The 2,804-nt window shown below is 61.1% G+C and carries 1 protein-coding gene and 1 pseudogene; both read right to left on the bottom strand.

Going from position 1 to position 2,804, the window contains the following annotated elements; genetic code table 11:
- Window positions 1-173 precede the first annotated feature (173 nt).
- Window positions 174-2,081: a SurA N-terminal domain-containing protein gene (locus ACY69P_RS15850; RefSeq protein ID WP_462328181.1), complete on the bottom strand. Its 1,908-nt coding sequence runs from the start codon at window positions 2,079-2,081 to the stop codon at window positions 174-176.
- A 32-nt stretch (window positions 2,082-2,113) separates the two neighbouring features.
- Window positions 2,114-2,804 (bottom strand): annotated as a pseudogene (locus ACY69P_RS15845) (aconitate hydratase); the annotation flags it as partial.

Genomic DNA, 2,804 nt, shown 5'->3' with positions numbered 1-2,804 from the left:
AGGCACCCGGAACGTGCGCAAATGGGATTCCAATGGGCCCACGGCCCTTTGGCCTGCGGACCACAAAAAGCCACGCTCCACACGCCACCACCTCGCCAATGCTACAGCACGAAAAAAGCGGCCTGCCGGTGGTCCGGCAGGCCGCTTGAAGTGATCGTTGGTGACCGCGATGCTTATTGCAGCACGCGGGGCTCGACGATTTCGGTCTTGGCTTTATCCCTGAGGGAGTTCAGGTAGGCGAGATACACTTCACGCTGCTTGGTGCGGGTGAGGGTATCGAGCACGAGCTGCTTCTGCTGCTCCCACAGCTCTTCGCTGGGCTCAATGCGGTCCTGCACCCGGGCGATGAGCACTCCATTCTGCACGGAGTAGGTCTGCGGCAGCCATTCGCCTTCCTTGGTGGTGAACACGGTCTCGACGAGATCGGGGTTCATGCCGAGGCCGGGAATGAAGCCCTGACGGCCGAAGGAACTGGTGACCTTGGAGGCTTTTTCGAAGAGGGCTTCGGCCTTCTTGATGTTGCCTTCAGCGGTCAGGCCCTTGAGGGAGGACTGGGCCGCTTCCTGCGCGAGGGCCATTGCGCCCTTGCGCTTGAGGGCTTCCACAATCTGTTCCTTCACGGCGTCCAGCGGCGCGATGGTGGAGGGCTCGGAATCCTGCTTAAAGGCGAGGATGTAGCCGTCCTTCACATTCAGGGGCGAATCGGTGGCGGTGCTCAGCGGCAGGTCAAACAGCAGGTCGGCGTCCTCTTCGCTGATGCCGAGGGCGGACACGAGGGTCTGCTTGGACATGGGGCCGGTCTGCTGGAGTTTCATACCGAGGTCGCTGGCGATTTTTTCGGCGCTGTCGTCGACAAGAATCTGCTCAAGGGCCTGATCGAGCTTGTCGGACATGGCGCTGGTGGCCTTTTCCTCGGCGATGATGCGGCGAATCTCGGAGCGCGCCTCATCGAGGGACTTGACGCCTGCGGCGCGCTTGTCGTCAACCTTGATAAGATGCAGGCCGAACTGGGTACGCACGGGGTCGGAAACCTGACCGGGCTTCAGGGAGAAGGCCACATCTTCGAAGGGCTTCACCATGGAACTGCGGGGGAAGTACCCAAGGTCGCCACCGCGAACAGCGCTGGGACCTTCGGAGTATTCCTCGGCCAGATCGGAGAACTTGGCGCCCTTGGCGAGCTTGGCCTTCACGGTTGCCAGCTTCCTGCGCGCGGCCTTGACGGCGTCTTCGGGCGCGTTGGGGCTGAGCTTCACGAGAATATGGCGTGCGGACACCATTTCGGGGCGCTTGAACATGGAGGTATTCGCCTCGTAGTACTGGGCGATTTCCTCGGCGCTGACGTCCTGCCCGGAGGCGAGCGCCTGGGGAGTAAAGGTCAGCGTCGCAAGGCTCACGGTGGCGGGACGGCGGAAGCGTTCCTCGTTGGCCTTGTAGTAGGCGTCAATTTCGGCGTCGGTGGGGGTGACGCTGGCGGTGTAGTCCTGCCAGGGGAAGAGCTGGTATTCCAGACGCGCCTGCTCACCGGCGTAGCGGAACAGGTCGCGGGCTTCCTGCTCGGTCACGTTGACGGCGAGGGAGAGATGCTTGCGGAGCTTCTGCTCGCGGATGCCACGCTCAACGTCGGCCTCAAACTCTCCGGGGCGCAGATGGCTGCCACGCAACACGGCCTGATAGACGGCGTTGTCAAAGGCATTGTCCTTGTTGCGGAACGCGGGAATGTCGAGAATGTGCGCGCGGACTTCCTCTTCGCTGGCGGTGATGCCAAGCTTCTGGGCTTCGTTGTTCACGAGCACGTCATTGACCATGGAGTTAAAGACGCTCTGCTTAAAGGCAGGGGTCTGAATCTCCTCGGCGCTGACGCCGGGATTCTGCCCACGGTAATTTTCTGCGGCCCGCTGGTAGGCCATCTCGAAGTCGCGGATAAGGATGGGCGTTTCGTCCACATAAGCGAGGACTGCGCCGCCCTTGCCCCGGTTGCTCATCGTCCCTGAGCCGAAGGCAAAGACGAAGACAACGATGATAATGCCGAACAGGATCTTCACAATCCACGATCCGGCATTCTGTCGCATTCCGTCGAGCATAGATTCTCCCGATAGAGTCGTAGTGTATAGCGTTAGCGTGCAAGAGACTGGCGCACAGCATTCAGCAGGCCACCTGCCTGAATAATAGCCAGCTCTTTTTCCGTCAAATCATTTGTAACAAGAAGGCGTTGCGAACCATTCACCGTCACTTCCGCAGCCTCACCGGGGGTGATGCCTGTTGTGTCCAGTGAAATTGCGTCCCCTTCACCGATGCGGTCGTAATCCGCCTTGTCCACGAACACCAACGGCAGAATGCCGAAGTTGACGAGGTTGGCGCGGTGAATGCGGGCCAGCGACTTGGCGATGACCGCCCGCACACCCAGATGGCGCGGTCCGAGGGCGGCATGCTCGCGGCTGGACCCCTGCCCGTAGTTTTCACCCGCAACGATAACGCCGTGCCCGGCGCCGTGCATACGCTCAACAAAGCCCTTGTCCGTGCGGGAGAAAATATACTCGCTGATGGCGGGAATGTTAGAGCGCAGCGCCGTAATCTGCGGGCCTGCGGGCAAAATATGGTCCGTGGTGATGTCGTCACCGACCTTGAGCTGCACGCCGGTTTCCAGTGCCTGCGGCAATGTCTCAAACTGCTCCAGCGGCACGATGTTCGGCCCGCGCTCGATGGTTACGTCGCTGCCATCCTCGGGCGGGAAGATGAACAAATGCCGAATATCGGGCGTTTCCGCGGGCAGTTCAGGCTTCGCCGGGGCATCGCCCCACTCGGCC

This window comes from Desulfobaculum sp., assembly GCF_054921475.1.
Note: the sequence above shows the minus strand (reverse complement) of the source record. Positions and strands in the feature narration are given on the sequence as shown.

Excerpts from the sequence above, each read along its gene's own strand:
- ACY69P_RS15850 (WP_462328181.1), bottom strand. The coding sequence starts at position 2,081 with ATGCTCGACGGAATGCGACAGAATGCCGGATCGTGGATTGTGAAGATC.